The organism is Mycobacterium parmense (assembly GCF_010730575.1).
GTDB classification, from domain to species: domain Bacteria; phylum Actinomycetota; class Actinomycetes; order Mycobacteriales; family Mycobacteriaceae; genus Mycobacterium; species Mycobacterium parmense.
In genome coordinates this window covers 4,986,826-5,011,697 of sequence record NZ_AP022614.1, presented here as the reverse complement: position 1 = coordinate 5,011,697, position 24,872 = coordinate 4,986,826, and the positions used below count along the sequence as shown (strand labels likewise).

General features: G+C 64.5%; 25 protein-coding genes. 2 read left to right on the top strand and 23 right to left on the bottom strand.

Translation table 11 applies throughout. The features are described 5' to 3' along the window. Nucleotides 1–146 precede the first annotated feature (146 nt). The 18 genes from G6N48_RS23180 to G6N48_RS23095 form a co-directional block, all read right to left on the bottom strand. Nucleotides 147–434, bottom strand: a complete 288-nt coding sequence (locus G6N48_RS23180; RefSeq protein ID WP_007172141.1) for a hypothetical protein — start codon at nucleotides 432–434, stop codon at nucleotides 147–149. 287 nt (nucleotides 435–721) lie between these two features. Beyond that, a complete protein-coding gene (locus tag G6N48_RS23175; protein WP_033717256.1) occupies nucleotides 722–1,054 on the bottom strand; it encodes a hypothetical protein in 333 nt (110 codons plus the stop codon). Beyond that, nucleotides 1,054–1,731 carry a hypothetical protein gene (locus tag G6N48_RS23170; RefSeq protein ID WP_101930854.1) on the bottom strand — a complete coding sequence of 226 codons (678 nt, stop codon included), beginning with the start codon at nucleotides 1,729–1,731 and terminating at the stop codon, nucleotides 1,054–1,056. Before G6N48_RS23170 ends, G6N48_RS23175 begins: the two co-directional genes overlap by 1 nt. Before the next feature lie 69 nt (nucleotides 1,732–1,800). Continuing rightward, nucleotides 1,801–2,187, bottom strand: a complete 387-nt coding sequence (locus G6N48_RS23165) for a YbaB/EbfC family nucleoid-associated protein (RefSeq protein WP_007172138.1) — start codon at nucleotides 2,185–2,187, stop codon at nucleotides 1,801–1,803. Beyond that, a complete protein-coding gene (locus G6N48_RS23160) occupies nucleotides 2,184–2,324 on the bottom strand; it encodes a hypothetical protein (protein ID WP_007172137.1) in 141 nt (46 codons plus the stop codon). Before G6N48_RS23160 ends, G6N48_RS23165 begins: the two co-directional genes overlap by 4 nt. Further along, complete coding sequence (locus G6N48_RS23155; protein ID WP_007172136.1) at nucleotides 2,321–4,066, bottom strand: PPE domain-containing protein; 1,746 nt, start codon at nucleotides 4,064–4,066, stop codon at nucleotides 2,321–2,323. The genes G6N48_RS23160 and G6N48_RS23155 overlap by 4 nt, the downstream gene beginning before the upstream one ends. A gap of 45 nt (nucleotides 4,067–4,111) precedes the next feature. Then, nucleotides 4,112–4,411 carry a DUF2694 family protein gene (locus G6N48_RS23150; RefSeq protein WP_007172135.1) on the bottom strand — a complete coding sequence of 100 codons (300 nt, stop codon included), beginning with the start codon at nucleotides 4,409–4,411 and terminating at the stop codon, nucleotides 4,112–4,114. Between the two features lie 4 nt (nucleotides 4,412–4,415). Next, the gene (locus tag G6N48_RS23145; RefSeq protein WP_007172134.1) at nucleotides 4,416–4,733 is read right to left on the bottom strand and encodes a type VII secretion target; all 318 of its coding nucleotides are present in this window, start codon (nucleotides 4,731–4,733) and stop codon (nucleotides 4,416–4,418) included. Between the two features lie 34 nt (nucleotides 4,734–4,767). Further along, nucleotides 4,768–6,393 (bottom strand): DUF4226 domain-containing protein, encoded by a 1,626-nt coding sequence (locus G6N48_RS23140; RefSeq protein ID WP_047324037.1) that lies wholly within the window; start codon nucleotides 6,391–6,393, stop codon nucleotides 4,768–4,770. A gap of 566 nt (nucleotides 6,394–6,959) precedes the next feature. After that, nucleotides 6,960–7,175, bottom strand: a complete 216-nt coding sequence (locus tag G6N48_RS23135; RefSeq protein ID WP_007172131.1) for a hypothetical protein — start codon at nucleotides 7,173–7,175, stop codon at nucleotides 6,960–6,962. 273 nt (nucleotides 7,176–7,448) lie between these two features. Further along, nucleotides 7,449–8,456, bottom strand: a complete 1,008-nt coding sequence (locus G6N48_RS23130; RefSeq protein ID WP_007172130.1) for a DUF4226 domain-containing protein — start codon at nucleotides 8,454–8,456, stop codon at nucleotides 7,449–7,451. A 57-nt stretch (nucleotides 8,457–8,513) separates the two neighbouring features. Further along, nucleotides 8,514–8,870, bottom strand: coding sequence for a hypothetical protein (locus tag G6N48_RS23125; protein WP_132160395.1), 357 nt, complete (start codon nucleotides 8,868–8,870; stop codon nucleotides 8,514–8,516). Between the two features lie 170 nt (nucleotides 8,871–9,040). Continuing rightward, a complete protein-coding gene (locus G6N48_RS23120; protein ID WP_007172128.1) occupies nucleotides 9,041–14,293 on the bottom strand; it encodes a hypothetical protein in 5,253 nt (1,750 codons plus the stop codon). Between the two features lie 236 nt (nucleotides 14,294–14,529). Further along, on the bottom strand, nucleotides 14,530–15,138 hold the full coding sequence (locus G6N48_RS23115) for a hypothetical protein (RefSeq protein WP_033717261.1): 609 nt from the start codon (nucleotides 15,136–15,138) through the stop codon (nucleotides 14,530–14,532). A gap of 188 nt (nucleotides 15,139–15,326) precedes the next feature. Beyond that, nucleotides 15,327–15,491, bottom strand: coding sequence for a hypothetical protein (locus G6N48_RS23110; protein WP_007172126.1), 165 nt, complete (start codon nucleotides 15,489–15,491; stop codon nucleotides 15,327–15,329). Nucleotides 15,492–15,506: 15 nt separating this feature from the next. Next, nucleotides 15,507–15,953 carry a transcription elongation factor NusA gene (locus tag G6N48_RS23105; protein WP_007172125.1) on the bottom strand — a complete coding sequence of 149 codons (447 nt, stop codon included), beginning with the start codon at nucleotides 15,951–15,953 and terminating at the stop codon, nucleotides 15,507–15,509. 53 nt (nucleotides 15,954–16,006) lie between these two features. Continuing rightward, nucleotides 16,007–16,330 carry a hypothetical protein gene (locus G6N48_RS23100; protein ID WP_007172124.1) on the bottom strand — a complete coding sequence of 108 codons (324 nt, stop codon included), beginning with the start codon at nucleotides 16,328–16,330 and terminating at the stop codon, nucleotides 16,007–16,009. Further along, nucleotides 16,323–16,733, bottom strand: coding sequence for a WhiB family transcriptional regulator (locus tag G6N48_RS23095; RefSeq protein ID WP_072501167.1), 411 nt, complete (start codon nucleotides 16,731–16,733; stop codon nucleotides 16,323–16,325). The genes G6N48_RS23100 and G6N48_RS23095 overlap by 8 nt, the downstream gene beginning before the upstream one ends. 333 nt (nucleotides 16,734–17,066) lie before the next feature. Here G6N48_RS23095 and G6N48_RS23090 point away from each other — a divergent pair, with 333 nt between their 5' ends. Further along, nucleotides 17,067–17,738 (top strand): helix-turn-helix transcriptional regulator, encoded by a 672-nt coding sequence (locus G6N48_RS23090; RefSeq protein ID WP_007172122.1) that lies wholly within the window; start codon nucleotides 17,067–17,069, stop codon nucleotides 17,736–17,738. Here G6N48_RS23090 and G6N48_RS28710 read toward each other — a convergent pair. The 5 genes from G6N48_RS28710 to G6N48_RS27880 form a co-directional block, all read right to left on the bottom strand. Beyond that, the gene (locus G6N48_RS28710; protein WP_051445829.1) at nucleotides 17,686–18,726 is read right to left on the bottom strand and encodes a C40 family peptidase; all 1,041 of its coding nucleotides are present in this window, start codon (nucleotides 18,724–18,726) and stop codon (nucleotides 17,686–17,688) included. The two genes, G6N48_RS23090 and G6N48_RS28710, sit on opposite strands and share 53 nt — an antisense overlap. Nucleotides 18,727–18,785: 59 nt before the next feature. After that, complete coding sequence (locus G6N48_RS23080; protein ID WP_075630248.1) at nucleotides 18,786–19,868, bottom strand: hypothetical protein; 1,083 nt, start codon at nucleotides 19,866–19,868, stop codon at nucleotides 18,786–18,788. A gap of 275 nt (nucleotides 19,869–20,143) precedes the next feature. Beyond that, nucleotides 20,144–21,034, bottom strand: a complete 891-nt coding sequence (locus tag G6N48_RS23075) for a ParB/RepB/Spo0J family partition protein (protein WP_007172119.1) — start codon at nucleotides 21,032–21,034, stop codon at nucleotides 20,144–20,146. Next, nucleotides 21,034–21,750 (bottom strand): ParA family protein, encoded by a 717-nt coding sequence (locus tag G6N48_RS23070; RefSeq protein ID WP_007172118.1) that lies wholly within the window; start codon nucleotides 21,748–21,750, stop codon nucleotides 21,034–21,036. The genes G6N48_RS23075 and G6N48_RS23070 overlap by 1 nt, the downstream gene beginning before the upstream one ends. 587 nt (nucleotides 21,751–22,337) lie before the next feature. After that, nucleotides 22,338–22,880 carry a hypothetical protein gene (locus tag G6N48_RS27880; RefSeq protein WP_174814220.1) on the bottom strand — a complete coding sequence of 181 codons (543 nt, stop codon included), beginning with the start codon at nucleotides 22,878–22,880 and terminating at the stop codon, nucleotides 22,338–22,340. Between the two features lie 838 nt (nucleotides 22,881–23,718). Here G6N48_RS27880 and G6N48_RS23060 point away from each other — a divergent pair. Continuing rightward, entirely contained in the window at nucleotides 23,719–24,810 is a 1,092-nt protein-coding gene (locus G6N48_RS23060; RefSeq protein WP_007172599.1) for a tyrosine-type recombinase/integrase, read from the top strand. The last annotated feature ends 62 nt before the right edge of the window (nucleotides 24,811–24,872 follow it).

Below are 24,872 nucleotides of genomic sequence, written 5' to 3'. Positions count from 1 at the left end.
TCACCGACTTTCTCCGCCAACGCCGCGTAGTGCGCCGCTTGGGTCTCCAACGGCTCTGCTGCTGGCGGCACCATATCCGGGGTGATGATGATGTTCCCAGCGATACTGGTTGCGGGCACATCCGCCACGGCTCCCTCTTCCTCACACTACCGGCAAGCGGCGTTTACCTTGTCTTCTGCGGTGTTTGCACGACCGATCGCGGCGTTTCGCAAGCTGCCCTTGCGATGCGTGGTGGCGTTTTCCATGTCCGAGCTGGCCGCAAGGTAGTCGTCGATCCCTGAGCGGATCGTTGCCGGTGTATCGGCGGGCAGTTCACGGCGCAGGTATGCGCTTTCCACCAGGATTACCCGCGCCTCGTTGGCCAAGGCCTCTTGGGTGCCAGGGTCATTCCAGTCGGCTGGAGCGTGGGCCACCGCGTTCGTGGCCGCGTCCATTGCTGTCGCGGTAATCCCCCACACTTGGCATGCCTTTGTGCGTGCGGCTGCCACCTGGTCGGAACTCGGGGCAGGTGGTGACCACGGCGCAACCACCGTACTGACGGGAACTTTGGATGGCGTCATCCACGCTACTGCGGCAAGGACGGCGGCTCCGACCGCAACGACTAGCGCCGCCGCCGTGCCCCCCACCGCCCCGCGGCCGGGCCCCGCCGGTGGCGGAAGCTGACGTGGCGGGAAAGCGGGTGGGAGCGGTGTCCCCGCTTGGGGCGAGTGCAGGGTGGCGGTCATATGCTCACCACCGGTGTCAGGTCCTGAGCGTTCTGGTTGTCGGTCTGAAGGTCTGCGGTCAACGATTGATCGTTGCGTTGAGCCACCTTTCCACCGCGTGGCGCCAGCGCGGCACCGGCTCCCGCGACTTGCTGGTTCACACCTGCGCTTGCTGCCACGCTCGGCGCCCACATTGAAGCCGCGTGAGCCCCCCCGGCTGCCGTGGCCGCCGCGCCATGGGCCGCGTGCTCGGGCACGGTCGTAGCAAACTCGACCGTTGCCGAACCGGTCAGCATGTTCGCCGACTCCGCCGCAGCGGGAATGACCTGCAGAATGTCATCGGTTCGCATCACTCACACACCTTGTCGAGTCGATCTCCCGCACTTCTAAGCGCTAACACGAACGGCTGGGCATCGTGGTCGGACAGCTCGCGGGTATTGGCGTCGACCAACCGAATTACTGCGGTGACATATTCATTGGTCGCGTCTAGCACGTTCTTCGGGGTAGCCGGCGGAAGATGCTGTTGGATGTACTGCGTCTCCAGTATCACCACAAGCTGGAAGTTGCCCAGTGCAGGATGGTATTGAGGCGATTGCCGGTCTCGCGCAGCGTCGAAGAAGTTCTTTTGAGCAGCAATTATCGATTTGTCCGCCGTATCGCTGGCGTCGCAGGCTTCCTTCTTGGCCGCCGCCACTTGCTCCGGGCTGTAGCTCACCGGCGGTGGGGGTGGCGCCATCACCGTGGTGGTTGTCGCGGCCGGGTTTGATGCGGTCAACTTCATCGCACTCATCACCGTTGCGCTTAACGCCAGTAGCAGCGCGAGCGCCAGCATTACCCATACCGCCAGCCAGCCCGGCCCGCGTCTGCGGTACACCGGTGGCGGTGCAGGAGCTTGTGGGGGTGGCACGTAGCTGGGCGGTGGTGGCAACACCGCGGCACCGGTCGGCACACCGACCGTACTCGTGGAGGTGGGCGGGCCGCCGGTCGCAGCGGGGTAGCTCGGCTGCCCAACTGCCTGCGGATTCATGCAATCAGCGTACTGTCCTGCGGCGACATCGGGCTACCGTTGGACGCGAATCCAAGACGAAACCGGTGCTCAGGTGGCAGTCCAGATCTCACTTTCGGGATTGATGAACGCTTGCACAGCAGCGTCGAGCGCTTCCTGGTCTTGGCCGCCTCCCACGCTCGCTGTTTCCTCGGCCGCGGCGTTGACTGCCTCGTCGATCGTGGTGTTGATCAGCTCGGCCAAAGCCCCGTGTGAGTAGCGGGTGGTGCAGCCCTGCGCCAGCGACAGCGAGGTGAGTTGTCCTTGGGAGTTCACCGACAACACGACGTCGCCATCGCCGCCGATGGCTTCCAGGTCGATGCCATCCATCTCCTCGAGCAGCTTGGAAAGCATCGTCGACACCCGTTCCATGCGCGCTATGACACTGGCGGTTAAATTCTTATCCGCCTGGTAGCCGTCATACTCGTACACCGTCACGGGGCCTCACCATCGTCGTCGGACGCAATTTCATCCTGCAGGTCGGGCAGGGCCATCGACACCGAATCGAGCTGGGCCATCACTTCAGCGACCAGATTCTGATCGGACTGATAGCCGACGCACCCATTCACGCTCACTGGTCATCACCGCTGCCCGGGTCGCGGTCGACGCGTCGGCTGCGTGACCGAACGGTCACCGTGCGCTTCGGCCCGTCTTTGGGGTAGGCAGCGGCGTCAACGGTGGCCGTGTGCCGAATTGGGTCTCCCCGTTCGCCTTTGATCGGCTCGGAATTAGGGCGCGATGGCATCTCGATCGACTTGTCCGGGTCCTTTACCTTGCGCTTGGCCGCCCCGGCGCCAGCGCCCATGCCCCCCATCGGGGGCATGAACATTGGGGAGCCGCCCATACCGCTCTCAGCGGCGGCAGCGGTGGGACTCGGGGTGGCGCTGGCCCCCGCCAACGGGGGCGAGGTGGGGGAACTCATTCCGGAGATCGCTGAAGCCGCCGGCTTGAGATCTGCGCCGCCGCTGGCCGCCGGGGCGGTAGCGCCGTCGTCACCACCGCCTCCGCCGGCACCGCTGCCCAGGGAGTCTGCTGGCTCAATTTTGGCCGCGTCGTCCAGCCCGTTCTTGCCTGCCATTCCTTGTGCCAAACCTGCAACGCTCTGGGTGGCTTGCTGGGCCAATCCCTGCAGCTCTTGGCCTAATTTCTGCGGTATCTGGGTGGCCATCCCGACCCCGGCGCCCAGCAGGCCGGTCAACATCGGCGGCAAAGATGAGGCCATTCCCGGCATCGCACCCGTTCCCGCAGGCGCTAGCGGGTTAGCGGCGGGATCACCATCGCCTGCATTGAGACTCTCGTCGAGGCCGGCGGGGTCGGTGTCGGGGTCGACGTCGCCGGCGTGGGTGGTGCCCGGGTGATCGCGTGTCGGTTTTGGATCCGCTCCCTGCTGAGTTGGAGACGGCGGGGTGTCCCCTTGTCCGGCACCAGGTTCCACGATTGCTGGGGCTGGCGGTGGCCCCGGCGGAGCCTCCGGTATCGTCTCGCCGGTGTGGTAGCCAGCGGCCACAACCTGGGTGTGGTTCGTTAACTGGGTCAAATTCGTGTGTGCCTTAGACACCGCGGCCGCCGATCCCGGACTGGGATAAGAGCTGTTGAGTGCGATCGCGTTGTGGAGCTCGCGGTGACGGTTAGCGAACTCCGTGGTCGTCGGAGTCGCCTGCTTGGCTTGTGTAAATCTGTTCTTGTGGCTGCCGGCGAGCTTTCCAACGGTGTCGGCATGGCGGGCCATCTCCTGCGCCCAGTCCGCGTAACGATTCAACGCCGCCGAAATACGCGGTCCTGCTTCCCCTTTGAGATGTTCACTGACCGTGGCCGCCCCGCGGCGGGCCGATCGCGCGGCAGCGCTAAATCCTTCTGACAGTGCCGCACAGTCGGCCACAAACGCATCCCCGGCAGCGGGCTGACCGGCTTCCATGATCGCCGCCGTCGTTTCGGCTGGGCGGGGTCCCGGCGGGGCGATCGGCACATCAGGCGCAACAAGATTCACCGTCACCGCCGGGGTGAAGCCCGGCGTGGAGGGTGCAGGGTTACCTTGCAAGCTCACCACCGCTTGATTGGCCTGGTCCATCTGCCCATACGCGACTGCTGACTGGGTTATCGCCTTGGCGCCGGCCGCAAGGACCGTCGACCCGTCAGCAGCTCGCGATGCCATCACCGCCGCGTGCTCACTGAGGCGGGCAGCCACGCTCGTTGATGTCTCATCGGTGGCCAGCGGAGGGTGCACCGGCGACTGCGCGCCGAGCCTGGCAAGGCTGTTAGCGGCGGCGACCAGCCCCGCGACCGCACTCTGCAGTCCGGCAACATCGACCTGCAGCACTGCGGTCCTCCCTCCGTGTTCTAGCTGACGTTGCGACGAGTTCTCTCAGAAATCGATCAGGGCCTCATAGCTGGCAACCTGATCCTTGGTGGGCAACGCACTGGACACGGTCACGTGTTGAGCCTCCCACTCCTGACGCAGCGCCAACTGCGAGCGTAAATGAGCCAGCGTGTTCAATTTGATGATGCGGTTAGCCAGTTCGGCGTCGCTGAGCTGCATCGCCGCCGCCTGAAGCTCCACGCCTAACGAGTTGCCGCTGCGGCCCACCGCCACCACGATCGACTCATCGCGGCTTGCGACCTCGAACACCACGGTGTCGTAGTCGGTCGACGGCGCTTCAGACATGTTGCTAATCCGTGGAAATCGTCAAATTGGCACGGTTGTCAGCGTTCATCTCCGCCATGCGCGCCGCGGCGGCGCGAAGCTGCTGCGCCATGGCCCCGTGCCGCTCTTGTTGGTCGCGCAATGCGGTCTCGCGGTCGTTGACCGCGGCCACTGCAGCACGACGCGCCTCGTAAAACAGCGGTCCCCACGATTCGGCCGCAGCCACGGTGCGGGCATGGTCAGCACGGGCCTGCCCGCACGCCTCGGCGGCGCGTTCGTGGGCGATCGCCCATCGGATCAGGTCATCGGTGTTGACCTGCAAGGCCTGCTCATTCACGGTCATTACGGTACTCCCTCACGTTGCAGTAAAAGTTCGCTTAAGTGGTCGGCGGCGCCGGTGCGGGCGCCACGGCCGGTGCCGGGGCGACGGCCGCCGAAGTCACCGTTGTCGCTGTTGGGGCCGACACGCGTGTCCACCCCAAGAAATTCGGGCCAGTGTCGAGCTGGTCAATCGGCGTGACCTGGCCATTGAGCCAAACATGGTCTTTGTCTAGAGCCATGACCCGATGATCGGTGTATTGGCCCACATCGCCGAATTGCAGCCGCGAGGGTGCCATGGGTGAACTCACCGGCGAACCCAGCGGCGGCAACTGAAGATTGGCCCCTGCAAACGCGTCGTCGATGCTGTCACCGGAGAGCACCGCGCGTCCGGCCTGCGCGAGTGCGCCATTGGCCGCGGTTCGCACCGATTGGTCGGGCAGCTGGACCTGAGTCGACGGTGTTGGCGTCTGACCTGGCGCTGCCGGCGCTGACGGCGGCGGGGTGGATCCGCTGCCAGCGTTTTCTGTCCCCGCCTTGTCCCCTTTGTCTGCTTTGTCCCCTGGGTCGTGCAGTCCGGCCGGCTGGGTGCCATCTCGCGGTTTGTCGTCACCGGTGTGCGATCCGGACGGGTCTTTCAACGAATCGACGTGCTCATCAGAGGCCTGGTCCGGATCGTGGCCGCCATCGCGTAGCGCCCCACCGATCGCCGAACCCAAATCCCCCAGCCCGCCGCCACCGCCTCCGCCGAGCGAGGGAATCGCTGAACCGAGCGCACCTGGCAGCGAGCCAAGAGCGCCCATCGCAGGCCCGCCCATCATGCCCAACCGCGACATCAACGGATCTGAGGCCAGCCCGTCCAGTAGCGGGTCATTGCCACTGCCAGTGCCGTCACCGGTCCCGGCCGGAGAATCGGCACCACCACCCGGTGTAGTGCCGGTTGAGTCCGGGTTGCCGCTGCCAGTGCCGTCGCCGCTCGAACCCTTGGTGTGCGGGTCATCGCCGGGTTTCTTGTCTTGCAACGCCTGATAGCGCGCCGAGAGACCATCCAACACCCGCGCTTGTGAATCTGAGTCCAGCCCAGCGTTTTTCAGGACGTTGAGGATGTCGTCGGTTTTTCCCTGCAAGAACTCTGCCAGCTGCTGTTGGCCGGTCGCAGTATCCAGCGATGACCCCAGCTTGTTGACCTGGTCGATGATGTCTTGCTGCAAAGCTTGGAGCCGCTGACGACCATCAGCGCTAGAGCTCGACGCTTTAAGCAGAGCGTCGGCCAGTTTGTCGTCAGCGTCATTGAGCGCCGAATGATTTTTGGCCAGTGCCTCGTCGAGCCGTTTGGCTGCTTCTGCCCCTGCCCCGCTCAGTCCCGGTGGCGGTGGCGTGCCCGCCGGGGAGGTCGGCGCCGGCGACTCCGGCGGGGGCGGCGGGGGCGGAGGCGCTGCGGGTTGGTCGCGGCCCAGCGCCTGGTTGATTTCGGGCATCGGAGCCGTATCCGGGTTAATGCCCATGTAAGTGAGCTTGGCTCGGTCGAGCTTGGTGAGCTGATCGCGTGAGGTGACCGGAGCCGTTGGGGCCGGGTCTAGTGGCATCGGGCCGCCGGGCGCCGGGCTTTGAGGGAAGGGTGACCCCAATACCTCGGATACTCCGCCGAGCACCTGGGACAGCGCTACATCGGTCCAGCCCGTCATGTTCGGGACGATAAGTCCCGAGTCGCTTTAGCCGCTACCAACAACGCCACATTCACCAAAAACCGGCTACGCCAGCATGTCCACACGGCTTGTCGACTTTTGTTTTCTTTCAAGACACGCCGCACCAGATGCGTCCTGCAACTTCGCACACCTGCGTCAATCAGTCCGGAGATACGGCACACAGGAGTGCCTTAAGCCGGGGAGCCTCGCGACTGTGAGCGTAGCCGGCGAGCCAATCGGCGATCTTAGCTGCAAGCTCCACCGGCAACGATCGCGTGCTCTACATCGGTAGCATCGAGCACCGCGCGCATATCCATCGGCGGCAATGACTTTCGGGTTCGCAGCGGGCCCATCACGGGTTGCGCCTCCTCGATACTTCTCGCCGCACGCCCCTTCCCCGCAGTGGAATCCCCGGCTGCACAAGCAGTAGCCGCCAACACCGACATACGCGCGCGAAAGCCGACGCACCTCTAGCAGGACCAGCCTGGACAAGAGCAGGGTCAAATTGTCACGGTGACGAATCAGCCTGGCGCACGGGGCGCTATTGCAACCCGGGCGGGCGCCGATCATCTGACCGGTGGCGCCGAAGAAGCGGCCTTGCGGCTGGCAGTAAGTACGTCCTGGATTTCCGCAATCTTCATGTCGACGTCTTGCACGACTGCGTGCGTGATGCCCGGATCGTCGGCTAGCTTAGCGGGGATACCGTCGCGCAAGCTGGCCAGCTCGTCGGCGATCCACTTTATTCGACGCGATGCGAACTGGTCGCCTTCGACAAGTGGCATCGCCCGCGAGGCCAACCTGACACCTCTATCAGCGATCCGGGCGCTGCACCCCTTTGGTTCCAATGTTAAATCCCTTCGAGCGCTGCACTTTCCACCAACGCTAGGGCAACTTATCGGCCTAGGCGACGGTCACGGTCAAAATTCCCGCCAGAACTTTGACGCGCGAAGGTTGATCGCCGGCCTTGGGGTAGATCTGCATCGCGACGGGCCATGGGGGCTGTACGCCGCCCGTTGTTGGCAGGCCGTCCCCCGGGTGTGGCTTCTAGTTAGTAGTTAGTGGCCTTCCTGCGGATAGGTTGGTGGCCCCAGAGGACCGGAAGGGTTGTACGGTTCGGGGGTTAAATCGCTGTGCCACATATAAATCCCGGACCCTGGTAACCATTCGTCGTATCCGTAGGGTGGCAGTGGGTTAGAGCCAGGCGGATAGATTTTCGCTCCCGGAAAGGCCGACTGCGGTACCCACACGCCTGTGTTTGGGCCCAACTGGACATATGGGTCTGGATTGCCGCGTTCGTCGACGACCGTTGGTGGCCCTAGGGCTCCGGGCGGATACACCTTGTAGCCGGGGATTTCATCGGATCTGACAAAGTAGTGCGGAACTTTGTCGGGGTCGTCTGCTCCTGACCGGTCCCATATATCAACCCACGGCGGCGAATCAGGAAAGTTGGGCGGGCCCATCCCACCCGGGCCGGCGTCATAGGGCATATGCCGCTTATCACCCGGCTTCCACGTGCGCGAATCCAGCGGCGCAGCAGGTGGTGACTCCTTGCCGTGGCTACCGGAAAGGCGCCCGTAGTCAGCGCTTTGGATGGTGCCGGCTATTTCAGCGTTGCGCTGCTGGAAGTTTTGCAGCAATCCCTTCGCCTGGTTGAGCTGACCCTGCAAAAAGCTGGCGAGTTGCTGCTGCCCTGCGGCGCTACGTGTGCTGGGGGCCAGTGCGCTAACCCCCGCGCGGGTCTGAGCGATCAGGTTGTCCATGCTTCGTGCTCCCGCCGCGGCGGCCTGTCCGGCATGGGTCAGCGCCGGATTGACTTGGCCATCGGCGGCTACCGTGCGGTCTAACGCATGGACCTGATCGGCGTTGGTCGCAGCGTAGGTCGTCGCTGCCTCGCCTTGCCAATTGGCAGCTGCGGCCTGCCCCACTGGCGCTACAGCTGCTCGGCCCGCCATCAACTGCTGCGCCGAAGGCAACGACGCTTCGAGGGGCGCCGCGCCGAAAAGCCGGCGAGCATCACTGAGCACGCGACCTGTCTCGGCCACCAGTCCATCGAGTGACGACATACTGGCCAGTATTACCCAGATCCAGTGCGGCTTCTATCGCCGTCTCCGACTTCGTGCTCATGTGGTGTGCGGGGCGTCGGCGACCGGATCGGCCAACTGCTCGTTCATTCGGTCTCCGGCATGCACGTGCTGGCGTACGAGCGGCGTCGCAGCTTTATTCAATGCTGGGGCTGCGATCCAGGTCAGGGGTGCTGGGGTGCGCGGCGTGCACAGGTCGCTAGTGAGTGCGCGCGCTTGTCTGATATCGAGCCGGACGGCGGACTTTTGTTCGGGCGTGCTCGTGGCATCCAGAAGGAGGGCCCGCGCGCGTTGCTGGACGGCATGGACGTGCTCGCGGCGGGCGAGATTGTCGGGCAAGGCTTGCGCGGCGCGGATGTCTTGTTGGGCTTGAGCCGAAGGTCCGGATTCGGGCATGCCGCACAGTAAACCGCGGGGCTGTGCCGCGCGACAAAGGCTGCGAGGTTTCGCCATGTGTCGGCATGCGGTGGCGACGGCTCGAATATGCCGCGATGAAAGGGCACGGGGAACTTCAGCGCCACACAAGGGACCGTTCGAATGTAGTGTCTAACTTCCGGTTTGGATATTCAGAAGTCGTGCTCGGGACCGGCGAGGCCTTGCTGGTGGTCGTGTTGTTCGAGGGCGAGGCGTTCTCGGGCGCGGACAATTTTGCGTAGGGCATCGGCGCTGGGGTAGCCGAGTTCTTCGACCAGGGCCGGTGTGGGGTTCAGGAGCAGGCTCCATCCGGGTTTGCGGCCGCGGGCGGCCATGCGTTGTTCGGCCGCGGCGGCTTTGGCTTTGGCTTCGGGGCTTTGGGCGGCCATGCGCAGCTCGAGGGTGAGGGCTTTAAGTTCTGCGTCTTTTGTGGCCAGTTCGTCGGCGTGTTCGAACGGTGCTGGGGGGTTGGTTACAAAGTCGTCGAGGGCGGCCTGGTCGCGGTCGCGTTCGTGCTGCAGTCGTGCGTGGTGTTCGGGTAGGCCGGTGTAGAGGTTTTCCACGCGGCGCAGCAGTCCGAGTTGTTTGGGGCCGTTGACGTCGGAGCCTGGACCTGCGCCGGTGGATAACAGTTCAAGGCCGGAGATTTCTGCGGTGCGCGACGGCACGGCTAGTCGTAGTAGCAGTTGGTCGTGGGTGAGGTCGCGGGCGGCCAGGATGTCGATGCCGTAGATGGTGGCGCCGATGGGTTCGAAGCGGCTGGCGCCGCGGTCTTTGCCGGCGGTGTAGGCGCGCCGGCAGGCCGCAGCCAGTGCGTGGGAGGCGGGGACGCGCTCGGTGTAGGTGGTGTCTGCGACGGTCAGCCGTGGTGGCCCGCCGGCGGAGGCATGCGCGGCGGCTGCCCTGGCGAATGGAGTGAGCTCGTCGATGGCGCGTTGTTTGTTGGGAATCGCGCGCTCGAGCACACTGACTTGCCAGTCGCGGTTGCGCACCGATTGACTGTGTGCGCGCTGCAGGGCGGTGAGGCGTTTGACGGTGTCGTCGAGTTCAACTTGGTGTATGTAGCGCGGGTCGCCGGTGGCGATGGCCTTGGTTTCTGCGGCGGCGGTCCCGATGTCACCGCCGGAAAGGTCGTCGATCTCGATATCGAGGACCTCGTTGCGGCGCATCTGTTCGATGAACAGCGTTTTGGCTTGGACTTTTTGCCACATGACGGTGTCGTAGGAGCCTTCGGTGACGTAGATGAAGATGTCGATGCCGTCGAGGTTTTGGTTGCCTTGGCGCTGAATGCGGCCTTCGCGTTGTTCAAGGTCGCGCGGGCGCCATGGCACGTCGACGTGATGCAGGGCGGCGGCTCGGGCTTGCACGTTGACCCCGGCGCCGATTTTCTCGGTGCTACCGATCAGCACTGAGACGTCTCCCCTAATGCACTGGGCGAACAGCGTTTTGATCTCTTGAAGATTTTTTGCCTCGTGGACGAAGCGGATCGCGGCTGCGGGCATGCCGCGCGCCACGAGTTCGTCTTTGATCGCCTGATAGATGGTGAACTGGGCGGGGTCTTTGGATGGGGTGCCGCGGTCGCAGAACATGATCTGCAGTGCCCCGGTGCCGGCCGGCGCGCCGGTGTCGGGATGGGTATAGGCGCGATGCGCGTGGCGGTAATGGACACGCATGGCTGCGTCGGCGACTGCGCAGGCGCGGCTGTGTCGGGGTTTGGGCAGGTGGGCCAACCGTGGATCCAACGACACGTTGCGCCCGTCGTTGCTGATTTTGAGTGGGTTGTCGCGTCGGGGATTGCGTGAGTCGAGATGATCGAGGCGGTAGCCCAAGTCGGTAATGAAGTCGACGACTTCGATGTCGGGGTGCAAGCTGATGATTTGGCGTTGCCCGGTGCGAAGCGGCGGCAGCTCGACGGGGACTTGGTCGCGGGTGACGACGTCGGTGTAGACCGAGGACAGCGCCAGCAGGGCGGGCAGGTTGGTGAACTTCCCTACTCGCGTGACGGGCCGCAGCTTAGTGCCCGTGGTGTTGACCTCGATGGTGGTGGTGGTCGCGGTAAACGCCGCACCCCAGTCCCCCAGGTCAGCGACCCCGGCGTGCTCTAAAAGGTCTGGCCGCAAGTAGGTTTGCATGACCCATAGCTCGCCTAATGAGTTGCTGATCGGTGTGCCGGTGGCGAAGGTCGCGACCCGTTCGACAACCCGGTGCGCGGGAATGCCTTTGGCCAGCGCCTCGTCGCGGCGCCGCTGGCGCAACACGGTGAGTTTGAGGGCGAGGTCCTCGGCACGTTGCGATGCGTTGGGGCACGATAATTCTTCAATGTTGCAGGTGCGGCCCAAGTTCTTGTACGTGTCGGCCTCGTCGATCATCAGATAGTCACAACCGGATTCCTCAAACCGCAACCCAGTGTCTTTGGTGTTGGCGGCTACAAGTTTTTCTAGCCGCGCCTTGGCGCTTTTGATGGCGAGTTCGATGCGCTTTTTGCTGCGGTCGGCTTCGGCGGATTGGAGTTGTTCGCGCAATGTATCGAGCTGGTTTTCGATGTAGTCGACGCGCATATCCGTGGAGACGTTGATCGCGGTGAACGCCGACTGCGGGATGACAACGAGATCCCAATCACTTGAGGCGGTTTGGGCGATGAAGCGGCGCCGTCCATCAGCGGTGGTGGCCGCTGAGCCGAGCAGAATCTTGGCGGCCGGATACCACTGTTGGGCTTCGCGGCCAACTTGTTCGGTGATCGCATTGGGTACCACGAGCCAGGGTTGGCGTACCAACCCCAGGCGCCGCAGTTCCAGCGCTCCAGCGACCATGCTTCCCGTCTTGCCCGCTCCGACAACATGATCCAAGAGAACGGCGGGCTCGGAGATGATGCGCGCGGCGGCGTTGCGCTGGTAGAAGTGCGGCGTGAAGTGATCCGACATGCCAGGAAAACGCATGTGTGAGCCGTCGTAGGCAGGCGCGCGCCGCGAGTTGAAGCGCCGGTTGTATTCGGCGACCAGGGTGTCGCGGCGGGTCTCGTCAGACCACAGCCAGCGGGTGAATTCCTCGCTGATTTTGGCCATTTTGGCTTGGGCGGCGAAGGTGGCCTGCAGGTCGAGGACACCGTCGTCGTTGTTGACGAGGACGGCTTTGGAGTTGCAGGCGGCCTCGAGCAGGCTGACCGCGTCGCAGCCGCGTCGGTCGGTTCCCCATTCGTCGGTCATCAGCCGGCCGTGGCGTTTGTAGGAGGCAACGTCGACGACCCAGCGCCCGCCGATGTGTTCGGCGACCACACCGGTGGCGTCGAATGTTTTCTCGGCGAAGGCGGCGACGACTTGGGCCGGGATCCACGGTGCCCCGGGGCGCATTTTGATGTCTTGGGCTTCACGCTGGGGCGGCAGCACCTGTTGCAGGGCGGCGGCGTAGTCGTTGTAGATCGGGTTGGTTTCGGCCGCATCGAGCGCGCGGGCGAGTTTGGTGCGCACGTTGCCGGACAGGGCACTCACGGCGGGGACGAGTTCGTCGGGGTCGTCGAGGCTGGGATAGACCAGTCCAGCGATCAGGTCACGGGCGTCGTCGACTTCGACTTCTAGCAGGTTGGCGATTAGGTCGACGTCGACGCGCTGGGTGCGGTCCAGGCACACCGCCAACGCTTCTTCGGGGGTGTCGGCGGTGGCGCGCTCCAGCGGCGGGGTGAGCAGGTCGGTGGAAAAGATGGGCGATTTCTGGGCGGAGCCGGTGTCTTCGTCGAAGATTTCCAATGAGGCGACCAGTGCCCATCCGGGGTCGTGGCGCATTCCGCCGTCGAGGTGACGCCGCTTCTTGTAGGGCGCGGGCGCTTCGGAGGCCTCGGTGTCCCATTGCGCGGCGACGTCGTCGGGCACGGGCCCGGTGTAGGGGCGCTCGGGGGTGCCTTCGGCGGTGCGCCAGGCGGTTTCGGCGGCGGCCAAGCGCTGATCGTGGCGTTCTTGGGTGACGGTGGGATAGACCCAGGTGAACCGGTTGAGGGGGCCATGCTGGCGCACGTAGTTGTCGTAGAGGGTGTTGAGGTGTCCGCGGAGCTGGTCGCGCTCGGCGGCGGGCTGGCCGTCGCGTTGGGAGGCGATGAGGCTGACGGCGACGTCGCGCAGGCCGATGAGTTCGCGGGTTTCTGCTAGCAGCGTTTTCGGGGTTTTGTGGGGTTCCCATTGGTGTCCGGCCCAGTATTCGATGCCGCGGTTGGCCTCGCTGTAGCGCAATGTGTAGAGCGGGGTGTCCTCACCGCGGTCGGCCGCGGTGATCAGGCCGGGGTCGAAGACGTCTGCGGAGACCTCGGTGAGTTCAGCCGGCGTGGCGGTTAATCCGAGCCCGTGCTTCATGGCCGAGTCGATGAGCAGGTGTAGCCGGTCGTGCAGCTGCTCGGCGAGCTCGGTGCCGCTGGTGCCGCTGGTGCCGCTGGTGCCGCGCACGACGAGTTGGTGGGAGCCGTTGAGTCCGCGGCCCAGGTGCATCTGGCCGAGCACGTTGTGGGGGTTGGCGACGAAATGGGAGTTGATGTGCAGGGTTTCGCCGGCGCCGGTGTCGGGGTCGGTGAGTTCGATGGCTTCGGTGTTGATCCAGGCGGGCAGTTCGTCTGGGGAGGGGGTTCGGGGATCGCGGCGGCGCAGGATGAGCAGGTCGGTGACGACCTCGGTGCCGGCCACCCGCGTAAACGCCTTCGACGGGAGCCGGATCGCGCCGATGAGGTCGGCTTTGGCCGAAATGTCACGCCGGGCGACCGATTTCGCCGCATCCAGGGTGTAGCGGCTGGTCAGCACAGCCACGTATCCACCGGGGGCAATCAGCGCGAGGGATTTGACGATGAAGTGGTTATGGATGGAGTGACGGGCGGGGTTGTGGGCGGGGTCGGTGACCGCGTAGCGGCCGAAGGGGACGTTGCCGACGGCGGCGGCGAAGCTGTTTTCGGGGACGTGAGTGGATTCGAAACCTTCGTGGCGGATCTGGGCCGATGGGTAGAGCAGGGCGGCGATGGCTGCGGTGGTGGCGTCACTTTCCACACCAACCATGACTGCCTCATCGGGGGCGTGAGCGATGAATGTTCCTGCTCCGCAACCTGGTTCGAGGACCTTGCCACCGCTAAACCCGGCCCGACCTAGTGCTTCCCACACCACGGCGGCGATGGCGGGATCGGTGTAGTGGGCGTTGAGGATGGAGGCCTCTGCCTGGCGGTATTGGTCGCGATCGAGCAACTCGGCCAGGGTGTCCCGTTCGGCGGTGAGGTCGCTGGCGCGGGGGTCGAACACCTGGGGTACCGCACCCCAGCCTGACCAGGTGGCCAGGACACGTTGTTCGGCTGGGGTGGCCGGCCGCTGCGCGTCTTGCAGGGCGCGCAGCAGCTGGACGGCGGCAATGTTGGCGCGGATGCGTGCTTTGGACCCCGATGGCACCAGGGTGTCGAGGCTTGCCGGAAAATCGGTGGGGCTGGTGAATTCTTCTATCCGCTGCTCGGCGGCCGGAGTCGGTTCGTCTGATACAGCCGGGCTTTGTACGGTGCCCGCCGGCGGGTCGATTGGCTGGTGGGCTGGTGTGCGCGGGTTCGGCCGCGGCAGCGGGGCGCCGCCGGGGTCAATCGAGCGCGGATCGGTGGGCTGATCGGCCTCATCGAACAGTGAGGGCTGGGCGTTTACCGCTCGGGTATGCCGTCGTCGCGCAGATCGGTGTAGACCATCTGAGCCAGCGTGCTCGTGAGCGGATCGTCCGGGCCGCTCGGTAGGGGCAGGCCATCCTCGGCCCGGGCGGCTAGCAGGTATCCGGCCTTGATCCGAAACACCGCCGAGTAATTCGGGTCCGGCCACAGATCCGCGATCAGCGCCTCGATGTTCTGGCTGGGGTCGCTGCGATACTGGGGCCGGGTCCAGCGTTGATCCCAGGGCACCTGACTGCGATCGGGCGCTGGGTCGTTGTGCTCCCCCCACAGGTTGCTGGGCTGGCCGTCCTCGGTCGGGATCTGCTCGTAGAGCTCGTTGTTGAGCACGATCTCCATCGCCTGGCTGCGTGCGGTGTTCAGCATCCCTGCCTTGGTCAGGTAATCCGGATGCTCGCCGCGGCTGCGGGTCCACGCCCCTACCGCCTGGGCGCCCATCTCGGCCGCCAGCTCGGCGACCTGGTAGCTGATCCTGGCCGCCTGGCTGTCCAGGAATGTCTCGCGTTGGGCTGGGCTCCACTGCGGGGGCAGCTCGAGCGGGCCCGCGTAGGCCTCCGCCACGATCTGGCGTATCTCTGGGCTCGTCACCACCACCGTCCCCGCCGAAGATGTCGAACAGACCCGGCTGGTGTGGATCTGGCCGCGTCCTCCGTGCCATATTGTGCGCTCCGATCGGCTCGAGTCGGGGTCGGGGTAACCGTGGTTAGCCATAAACTGGCGCAGCCGACGCTCAGCGACCCGTCTTCGTGCCGCAGCCGAGCGTGCATCGGGGGAGGTCATGTCGTTGTGCCGCAGTCGAATAATGTCGGGGTGAAGATCTTCCGGTTGGACCACGAGACCTCGGTACGCGCCGCGTAGGCGCCGCTTTGCGATGTGGCAGATAGGATTTCGACTCGGTCCCAGTCGCGCAGCTCGATGTCATACAGGGTGTTTGCGCTCATTGGGTTGCCTTTCGGTTACTGGGATCGGGGGCAACTGCCTGGTGGTGCAACCATGGGGGCACGATTTGCGCCAGTGGCGGTGCGGATGTGAATGCTGCAGGAGGTCAGCTGCCGGACAAGGCGCAAGTTGTGACCAACCTTGCCTAGTGCGCGCGCATAGTCATCGGGGTTGACGTAAACGCGGATGCGGCGCTGTTCAGGGTTGATGACTTCGGCGATCGCAGACTTGATTCCCAGTGCGTTGATCACGTACCTGGCAGTGTCGCTGTCGTAGGCGATGATGCTGACATGTTCGCCGCAGAGGCGCTTTTCGACGTCGGCGATACGCAGGCCGCCCCACCCGATACAGACGGCGACCGCGTTGATCCCGCGAACACGTGATCGGACCGCGACTTTAGCCAACAGTCCGGGCTCGCGTGCGACCGCAATGATTTCGACGGAGCCGTTGGCCAGTTCGGGCACCCGAGCTGTCAGCGCCGCTCGAACGGGACATGTGATCATCGGATGGCGCCCTTTCAACGTGGCGCCGGCTGGCCGTCCGAGGCGCTGAAAGCGGCTTCCAGGGCGGCGATTTCGCGGTCGGCGGGGTTGGCGGCCGCCGTCCAGGTGACCTCGCGGCCTTCACGGCCACCGCGGGTCAGCAGGCCTTGACGCTCAAGGCCGCACAGCACCCGGTAGATCTGCTCGTGGATCGGGGCGCAGGATATCGCGACCCCCGCGACCGGCACGTCAGGCGCGTGCAGGCGCAACTGTGCCGTCGTGAGGGGCCGTTGCGCGATGCGGAGTTGGGCGAGCAGGTCGTCGCGCAGGACGCGGGTGGCTGCGCTGCTGCTAGGCACTGGCCTTCTCCCTTAGCGTCGCACTTGCCCTGGACGCGGGTTTAGCCGCTTGTCGGCGGCGCAGGTCGCGCTGGGTGGCCGCGAAGTGCACGGCCTGACGGATTTGCAGGGACCGCAGCCGTAGCGCTGGGGGTTGGTTTCGGTAGCGGGCGATGACCTCGCGTAATTGCGCTCGAGCGGCCTTGAGGGCGGCGACGTCACGGGCGCCGGGCATGGCCACGCTCGCCCACACCCCATCGGTAGCGCCAAATCTGAGGGCGTTCTGGGCGCAGGCGACGATGATGGGGCAGTTGGTGCAGATCGCTGCCGACTCTCGCTCCCCGCTATATCCCCTGAACCAGGTGTCGGGGTCTTCGTACTCGCACAGGCCGGTGTCGGCTCGCAAGGGTCGGATGGTGGTCACGGCGCTCTCCATTCCTAATTATACCTGTGCATCATATTGTGTATGTTGTGTACTGACTACGTTTATAGCTGCTCATGCGCTGATAGGCAACATCAGTGCAGATGAAGGTTTCGGCAGAGTAAGTCGACACAGTTCAAGGGCGTACAGCGTATTGGCACCCCTGCGCATCTGCTGCGCGAAACCATGCTTTTCTGCCTTAAACAGGCTATTTCTGTGCATCTCTCGCGTGGCACATCTGTTGGGATCCCGTGTCCGACCGTGGCTGAACGTGGTCAACTTCTATAGTTAACTTGCAAGTATCCGAGAGGTCGTCGGTCGACGACGGCGGCGACGATGGCGAAGGACACGGTGAGCACCAAGGCGACTCCACCTGGCGAGAGCCCGCTAGAGCGGGTCGGCAAGGCCGTTGCCGACCGCCGAGTCGAAGTTGGGCTGGAAACGCAGCGAGAGCTAGCTGACGCGGCGAATGTGTCGCTGAACACGGCCGCGTTGCTTGAGCGCGGCAAGTCATTTCCTCATCGGATCAACCGCGTGAAGTTCGAAGATGCCCTGCAGTGGCCGCGCGGCACCCTCGATGCGCTACGCCGCGGTGAGCCCATCCCGCAGACCCAACCGCGCCCGGCAGCGGCGCTCACGGCGCAGCCCTCGTTCGAGTCGGTGTCGACCGATCCGCGCACCACGTTGCAGGCCTTGGGAATCGCTAAGGCGATAGCGGCGATATCTGCGATATGCGCACAGATTCTGGTGCGCCACAGCAACAGTGCACAGGCGAAGGCAACGCTGCGCGACCTCGACGATCAACTGTTGCAGTTAGAGTCGCTCATTGTCGCGAGTCTGCCGCACGTGCGCGGAAAGTCGTTTAGCGAGACCATGTCGGCGCTGACCGAGCTGCACGAGTATCGCGACGTCATCCGCGACGCCGCCGGGGACGCGCAGGCCTCGACCGAAACTGCTACGCCATCGGCCGGCGCGCCACGTACGAGGCTGGCATCGGCGAAATCCTGACCGGCACACCGGATTGCTGGGCTTCTACGCACTGCGTTGGGCTGATGGCGAGCATGACGTGCCCTGCTTCGGGAAAGATCAGGTCTCCGGCTTCGACGTTTCCATGAGCTACCTTGGCGCCCTGGTGAATCTGGGTGTATGTGTCGGGACCCAAGGTGATGCCGGCCTGAGCGTAGGACCAGTGAACCAGGCCGGAGCAGTCAAATTGGTTGGGCCCCTTGGCCCCCCAGACATAGGGGCACCCCAAGCGGGTTAGTGCGGCTTTGACCGCGATGCGCGCTAATGGCCCTCCCCCAGCGATCGCGGCGTCGTGGTCACCGGCGAGTTCGGGGTTGGTGTGGTGGTGGTTTCGGGTAAGCCCGGACAGGGCGGTGTCGAGGCCGGGGATAGAAAGTGGGCTGCCCACTCCCCCGCCGGCGGCGCCCAGGCCGCCCATCGGCATGCCACCGGTCATGGCGCCGGCGCCCATCGGCATCGCGCCCATCCCTGCGCCGTAGCCGCCGGCACCTCGCCCGATCAACGCCGCCAGCTCCATATTGCGCCGCTCACAGATGCGCAACAGGGCCTTGGCCCGATCCAGCTGGCTTTGCAAATGCGTCACCAATTCCCGCTTGCCTGCCGGGGTTCCGGTGGCAGGAGCGATCGCGGCCACCCCCGAACGGGTATCGGTGATCACCCCATCCATGCCCCCGCCACCCGCGGCAGCAGCCTCTCCCACGCCGGTCAGCGGCGGGCCGGTCCCCGCGTCGGCGGCGATGGTGTGATCCAGGGAAAATAGCTGCCCAGTGTTGGCAACGCCGTACCCGGTGGCCGCCGCACCACCCCAGCCTGCGGCGGCGGCCTGTCCCGCGCCTGCCACAACCTGGCGACCCGTCACCAGTCCCGACGTTGATGACCAACCCCCGTTAATCATCGGCGCCGCCCCGAAAAGCCTGCGCGCATCGCCCAATACACGGCCAGCCTCAGCCACCACCTCATCGAGCGACATACCCGGCAGTATCACCTAAACCGCGCCCACGCGGCTATCACCAGCACCAACTTCGCCGCTCAGTAACCCTTCGGCGGTCGTGTGGGATCGGCCTGCTGGATGTTGGCTGCCAGATTCGACGCGTCAGCTGCGACGCAATAGCGGCCGCGGGCGTAGTTGATGAACGCGCACGCTTCGGATACGTCGTCGAATCGGCTACTTGCTGTGCCCGGCTGGTGATACTGCCGGAACGTTGCACCGGTGAATTGGAACGACCCTCCGCTGGGATCTCCCCTCTGCGCGTTGGCATCGGTGTGGTTTATGGCGTCGTTGCGGTATCCGGATTCACGTTTAGCCACCAGCATCATCCCGGCTTCCCACCGGGCACGTGCTACGGGATCATGAACGCCTTCGATGTCGAGGGCTTTGCGGATCGCCGCGCGGACGCGGTCGGCCCCTGGACCTGCGGGCTCGGCGGCCAGGTTCAATCCCTGATCCGGCTCGGGGTTGGTGTGGTGGTGGTTTCGGGTAAGCCCGGACAGGGCGGTGTCGAGGCCGGGGATAGAAAGTGGGCTGCCCACTCCCCCGCCGGCGGCGCCCAGGCCGCCCATCGGCATGCCACCGGTCATGGCGCCGGCGCCCATCGGCATCGCGCCCATCCCTGCGCCGTAGCCGCCGGCACCTCGCCCGATCAACGCCGCCAGCTCCATATTGCGCCGCTCACAGATGCGCAACAGGGCCTTGGCCCGATCCAGCTGGCTTTGCAAATGCGTCACCAATTCCCGCTTGCCTGCCGGGGTTCCGGTGGCAGGAGCGATCGCGGCCACCCCCGAACGGGTATCGGTGATCACCCCATCCATGCCCCCGCCACCCGCGGCAGCAGCCTCTCCCACGCCGGTCAGCGGCGGGCCGGTCCCCGCGTCGGCGGCGATGGTGTGATCCAGGGAAAATAGCTGCCCAGTGTTGGCAACGCCGTACCCGGTGGCCGCCGCACCACCCCAGCCTGCGGCGGCGGCCTGTCCCGCGCCTGCCACAACCTGGCGACCCGTCACCAGTCCCGACGTTGATGACCAACCCCCGTTAATCATCGGCGCCGCCCCGAAAAGCCTGCGCGCATCGCCCAATACACGGCCAGCCTCAGCCACCACCTCATCGAGCGACATACCCGGCAGTATCACCTAAACCGCGCCCACGCGGCTATCACCAGCACCAACTTCGCCGCTCACGCCTCCCAGCGCTCCCAGCTGTGAGCGTTGCCGTGGGGTGCGTTTGGCTTTCGGCTCGCCGGTGTTGACGCCGACAACCACCACCTGCGATATCGAACGGTGCCACCGAAACCGCTTGACGCCCAACATAATTGAGTGTGGCTGAGCGTGCAGTATGCCACGCCACCTCGATGGATGGGTCAGCTTTCCACGGAAAACTGACCCTCGCGATGCTATGTGAGCAACTTCCTGAGCTGGCCGACCAGTGTCCTGGCTCCTTTATCGCCAAGTTGATCGCGCAACGCTATCGCCAGGGCGCGTGGATCCGCGTCGAACTTTCGAAGCGCCCGCGTCACCGAGCGCAGCGGCGGCGCCGTTGGTTCGTCTCGTGCCGCCGAATCCGAATTGCCGTCTTCGGTTTCATTGGCGGTGTTGGCCCCTTCACTGCGCCGGCCGCGAGCGGCCTTCCACCGGGCCACCTGCTGTGCGAGCGGAACCTGGGCAAGTGAACGCGCTTCGCGAATCGCCAGATCGCCCCTGCGGGTGGCTTCCTGAAGATCGGGTGCCAGTTTGAGTAGCGCGCGCCGATGTGACACCCACGTCTTGCTCTTACGAAGATGTTCGGCCGCGGCGTCAGCGCTGCCGTACTCCCCCACTAGCCTCTCGACAGCTTTGGCTTCCTCGATCACGTCGAATCCCGAGCGGTCGACGTTCTCGGAGATTACAGCCGTGAGCAGCGTTGCGCGATCATTGGCGAGTTCGTCTTTGATCACGATGTCGAGCTCGGGTCGGCCGAACTTGTGCGCGGCGGCCAACCGCCGGTTGCCGATGATTACTACCCACCGCGCCGAAATCGTGGTCTCGGGGTAGATGTTTTGAAATGCTCCTCGGGTGACAACAACTACGGGCTGTAGTTGGAAGTCAACGATGGAGGCCAACTCGTCGAGGTCACCGACCGAATCGCGCGGGTTGTGTGGGTTGCCGACCAGGTCTCGTAGAGCCACCGACCGCGACAGGCCCGACCGTGGGGCGACGACGGGAATCTTCGCGTTTCCGTCAACAGATGAGTTGTCGCCAACAGCATCGACGAGATCATCGAATGTCTTGACACCACCGCGCCCCATTACCGGACTCCTACCATGTTCAGTTCGTCGGCGAGCTTGTAGAAGTCAGCCGCCGCGTTGGCCGCCGAGCCACTCTTCTTGTACTGGGTGACCACGACGCCCTCGCTGCAGGCATTCGTGTGAATCTTGTAGTGCCGCACTACCGTCTCGGCTAAGGGCCATCCCTGTCCGCGAATGAACTTCTGCGTTTGCTTTAACCAGTGTTCGCCATCGCGCGGGTCCCAATCATTGATGAAGACCCGGTAGGGGATGTTGCGCGGTTCGAGAAGCTTACGGATCGTGCGCGCGGTTGGGTCGAAGCACATCGGCGCCGGCAGCACCGGGACGATCGCTTCGGCGGTGACGTCGAGGACGGTCCGCAGTGCATCGGCGGAGTATCCGTCACCTAGACCATCTCGAGAGGAGTCCGCGTCGAGGTCGAACCAGCCGGCGGTATCGACGTAGACCTCGACAATACCGGGCAGGTTGTTGAGCTGCTGCAGCCATTCGAGGGGATCGTCGTGCGCTTGGACAAGATGGAAGGGGAGTGCGTCGACCCGGTTGGCCCACCATTTTGCCGACCCCTGCGGGTCTATCGAGACCGCAGCCACCGGCGAGAACGCGTCGGGCTCGAGATATGCGGTCAGTTTTTGGGCTCGTACGGCGGCCAGATTGACGGTCGCGGTGCTCTTGCCGACACCGCCTTTTTGGTTCAAAACAGTGACAACTTTAGTCATGGGGAGAAGACCTTGGTGCGCTTGGGCCGCGGCTGCGGCCCACTCCGGGAACCGGCCGCCAGGAAATACGTCGCTGACCGAACGACCGCCCCTCAGACACGCTGAATTGTGCATTACATCTCGCCAGTTTTCCGCGGAAAACTGCCCAGATCCAACCGGAGATCGCATGCCGTCTTTCGCGCCTTCCCGGTCCGTCAATCACATCAGCGAGTCCATGACTTGCGTCGATTGACGAGCGACAGGCCAGTTTTCCGCGGAAAACTGGACATGCCGGGCTCAGATCATCACCCCAAAAGTCACGCGATTCCGCCGCGGCAGTGAGTTGTGCGCGCGCCTCATCGACTCGCCGCTCCCGATGGCATCCGGCCACATCATGACGTTGGCCGGCAGCCGCCGCCGAGAGGGTGACCACTTCCTCGGGCACTCGTGGATCGGGGCGTTGATTGCGCCGGGGCCCCGCACGACGTAGGAGTCGAACCGGCGGCATCCGCTGGCATGCACAACCGGGTCCACCCACAAAGCGCCCCCATAGTCGTTCGCACGTGCACCGACGCTTGACGACCTCACCGACACCGTCGGTCGACGGTTCACGGCGCACCAGCACCTAGTGCTTGTGCCGCCACGTTGTTGGGCACGCCACCGCCGACCTCTCGCGCGGCGGCGTCTACCGAACCTAGTGCTTGCGCCGCGGCGTCGGTGGCTGCGCCACCGCCGGCTTCCGGCACCGCGCCCTCTCCTGCGCCCCGCGCCGCGCTGCCTTCCGCGCCTAGTGCATCCGCGCGTGGCGCTGCCTGCGCGTCGGCAGACTTCAACACCGCGCGCACCTCACCGACTTTGACTCCCGCCAGTTCAGCGATCGCAGTGAGGCTTTCACCACGGCCTTGCATCCGGGCCACCGCTGTCGCGCCAGCCTGGCGGTGTTCGTGACGGCGCCGCTCCCCCTCTGCGCGTATCTCGAGGATACGGTTGCGCTCCCACTCGTCGACGGCGACCAGCCGCCCAATCTCGACGAGAAACGACGCAGCGTCATCGACATTTTGACGCTCACGCTCCAGACGTGCCTCGTTGGCCTTATGCTGCGCCTCCCGGACACGCTTGCGCGCCGCCGATTTCGAATTGATGTTCACCACGTGGGAACCATAGGACACACCCATCGTCGCGCTCTACCAACCTGACCAACATCATCTGTGTCCCCATTTGTCCGCACCCACTGTCGCCAAATCAACTGCCCACCAATGCAACACATCCGCACCGATCCGCACCACTCACCACAACCACCTGTCCGATCCGGGAAACGGTCGGGTGCGCTCGTTCACGCGCTACGACACACTTATGCCAACGAGACCCGTACCACAGCAGCCTGAAACCCGCTATCTGCACTGGTCGGCACGCGGTGGTTTCGCTTGGTGTGCGATGGCGCTATATGACCAGCTCAGACACCCCTTCTGGACCTCAACCAGAAGGGCTTGACCGCTCTCCTAAAGCCGGTCTCGCAGATTCGACCCCCTGACCGCACTCGACGGTGCATTTCCGATCGAATGTCGCACTGCTGGTAGCGGGAATCGAGAACTATGCCTCATGATCTCGGTATGACCTGCCGGCCAGTACCAACGGCGGGAGACGGGGTTGGAGACGATGACTATAGAAAATGCGTCGGTCATGCTCACCGCTCATGAAGTTCGAGCAATGACCGGAGTTCCGGTCTCAACGCTGCATGATTGGGCGGCCAGGCGGGAACGTGGGATTGATGCGCCTGGTCCACATCACCTCAGGCTTAGCGATCGGCACCGTCGATGGTTACTGGATGACGTCAAAGATTGGCTGGAATCGACTCGGGTGTAGAGCGATTCGCCCTCACCCACGACTTAGCACAACCGCAAATTTTGAGCTAACGATCAAGCTTGCACACGCTCACTGCTGGCTGCAGGCACTGATCCTCAATTCCCCCAACGTCATTCCGGAGGAATCTTGGCCATAAAGCGCCGCGAGACGAAGGACGGCGTGCGTTATGACGTCCAATGGCGCCTACCGGATCGTTCGAAGCGCAAGAAGAGCTTCCGAACAGAGCGGGAGGCGCGCCAGTTCGAAGCAAGGCTCGTCACCGACAGCGCCGCGGGCGTCAGGGTGGACCCACGCGGCGGCAAAATCCTGCTCCGCAACGTCTATCGATCGTGGCTAGCCTCCCGACCCGACCTGAGCGCGAAAGTCCGCCGCGGATACGAAGACAACTGGAGGCTGCGTATCGAGCCACAGTTTGGTTCGTGGCCGATCGCAAGAATCGACCACGAGTCGATCCAACGATGGGTGAATGCCATGTCAGCGTCGGGTCTCGGACCGCGGACCGTGAGGTGGACGCACTCGGTCCTCAAGATGACCCTTGACCGCGCCGTCGAGGAAGACCAGCTCCTCGGCAAGAACCCCGCATCACGCACCAAATTCCCACCGATGCGGCAAGCCACACACGTCTATCTAACCGTCGGCGAAGTCGCAACACTTGCCCAAACATGCGGCGCTCAAGGTGACGTCGTCTTGCTCCTGGCTTACACAGGCCTACGATTCGGTGAACTCACCGGCCTCAATGTCGAGGATGTCGACCTGGGCGCTCGTCGAATCCGTGTTCGCCGGTCGATGACCCAAGTCGGCGGCAAACTCGTTGAAGGGAACCCGAAATCGCAAGCCGGCCGACGTTCTGTCCCAATCCCCGAGCGCTTGATGCCGGCACTTAAGGCGCGGCTCGACGCACGACCCTGTGGCGCGCCGGCGATCGCGTCGCCGAAGGGTTCCCGGCTGAGCCTGGAGAACTGGAAGCGTGCGGTCAACTGGCGGAAGTCTGTGACTGAGATCGGCCGGGACAACTTGCGTGTGCATGACCTACGGCATACCTACGCATCGCTGTCACGACGGGCCGGCGCCGACTTGCGACTCCTGCAAAAGGCAATGGGCCACGCATCAATCACCGTGACCGCACACACCTACGCGGATCTCTTCGACGACGAGCTTGACGACATCGCAACCGCGCTTGACTCGCTCGACGATACTTTTCGTGCGGGCCGCAGCTGATCCGGTTTGGCCCTGTTTCGTCCCATTTCTCAGGGATCGAGGTGGCGGCAAGGCTGTCTGGC

Coding starts and splice junctions, on each gene's coding strand:
- G6N48_RS23180 (WP_007172141.1), bottom strand. CDS start 434: ATGGACGCGGCCACGAACGCGGTGGCCCACGCTCCAGCCGACTGGAAT.
- G6N48_RS23175 (WP_033717256.1), bottom strand. CDS start 1,054: ATGCGAACCGATGACATTCTGCAGGTCATTCCCGCTGCGGCGGAGTCG.
- G6N48_RS23170 (WP_101930854.1), bottom strand. CDS start 1,731: ATGAATCCGCAGGCAGTTGGGCAGCCGAGCTACCCCGCTGCGACCGGC.
- G6N48_RS23150 (WP_007172135.1), bottom strand. CDS start 4,411: ATGTCTGAAGCGCCGTCGACCGACTACGACACCGTGGTGTTCGAGGTC.
- G6N48_RS23145 (WP_007172134.1), bottom strand. CDS start 4,733: ATGACCGTGAATGAGCAGGCCTTGCAGGTCAACACCGATGACCTGATC.
- G6N48_RS23140 (WP_047324037.1), bottom strand. CDS start 6,393: ATGACGGGCTGGACCGATGTAGCGCTGTCCCAGGTGCTCGGCGGAGTA.
- G6N48_RS23135 (WP_007172131.1), bottom strand. CDS start 7,175: ATGCCACTTGTCGAAGGCGACCAGTTCGCATCGCGTCGAATAAAGTGG.
- G6N48_RS23130 (WP_007172130.1), bottom strand. CDS start 8,456: ATGTCGTCACTCGATGGACTGGTGGCCGAGACAGGTCGCGTGCTCAGT.
- G6N48_RS23125 (WP_132160395.1), bottom strand. CDS start 8,870: ATGCCCGAATCCGGACCTTCGGCTCAAGCCCAACAAGACATCCGCGCC.
- G6N48_RS23110 (WP_007172126.1), bottom strand. CDS start 15,491: ATGAGCGCAAACACCCTGTATGACATCGAGCTGCGCGACTGGGACCGA.
- G6N48_RS23090 (WP_007172122.1), top strand. CDS start 17,067: ATGGCGAAGGACACGGTGAGCACCAAGGCGACTCCACCTGGCGAGAGC.
- G6N48_RS28710 (WP_051445829.1), bottom strand. CDS start 18,726: ATGTCGCTCGATGAGGTGGTGGCTGAGGCTGGCCGTGTATTGGGCGAT.
- G6N48_RS23080 (WP_075630248.1), bottom strand. CDS start 19,868: ATGTCGCTCGATGAGGTGGTGGCTGAGGCTGGCCGTGTATTGGGCGAT.
- G6N48_RS23075 (WP_007172119.1), bottom strand. CDS start 21,034: ATGGGGCGCGGTGGTGTCAAGACATTCGATGATCTCGTCGATGCTGTT.
- G6N48_RS23070 (WP_007172118.1), bottom strand. CDS start 21,750: ATGACTAAAGTTGTCACTGTTTTGAACCAAAAAGGCGGTGTCGGCAAG.